Origin of the sequence: Arthrobacter mobilis (genome assembly GCF_012395835.1) — a bacterium.
Classification (GTDB): Bacteria; Actinomycetota; Actinomycetes; order Actinomycetales; family Micrococcaceae; genus Crystallibacter; species Crystallibacter mobilis.
Map to the genome: position 1 here is coordinate 291 of NZ_JAAZSQ010000081.1, position 507 is coordinate 797.

The 507-nt window shown below is 50.7% G+C and carries 1 pseudogene; it reads right to left on the reverse strand.

From position 1 onward, the window contains the following. Positions 1-283: pseudogene (locus HGG74_RS21835) on the reverse strand (Tn3 family transposase); the annotation flags it as partial. Positions 284-507 lie beyond the last annotated feature (224 nt).

The following is a 507-nucleotide window of genomic DNA, read 5'->3' on the forward strand; positions in this document are numbered from 1 at the left end:
CGGTATATCGTTTTCTTATCTCACCTTTTTGACCGTGACAGATGGCTCTGGCAACGGCATGGCGACTTTCTCCCCGATTAAGCTGGGTCAGAATGCGCCGGCGGTAATCTTCATCATCAATATAATTAAGCAGATACAGCGTTTTGTTGATGCGCCCCACTTCAATGATTGCCTGAGTCAGTCCGGAAGGACGTTCACTTTTCAGCAATGAACGGACCAGCACTGAAACCTGTACTTTGCCCAGCTTCAGGGAGCCAGCGGTCCGGATCATTTCGTCCCACTGAGGGGTTCTAGGGATTTTCCGTCCAAAAACGACAAAGTGCTCTGGAGGCCGCGCCGTCCGTGGCCTCCAGAGGGGTATTACTTTTCGCTGACGGGTAAATATCCCTCGATTGAGCGCATAAGCTCCTCCAGATCTGGCAATTTTTCGCTCAATTCGAAGTGGTAAGTCCCCTTGAGGTTAATGTTGTGCCAGGCCACAGGGGATGCCTGTTTGACGATATCTAT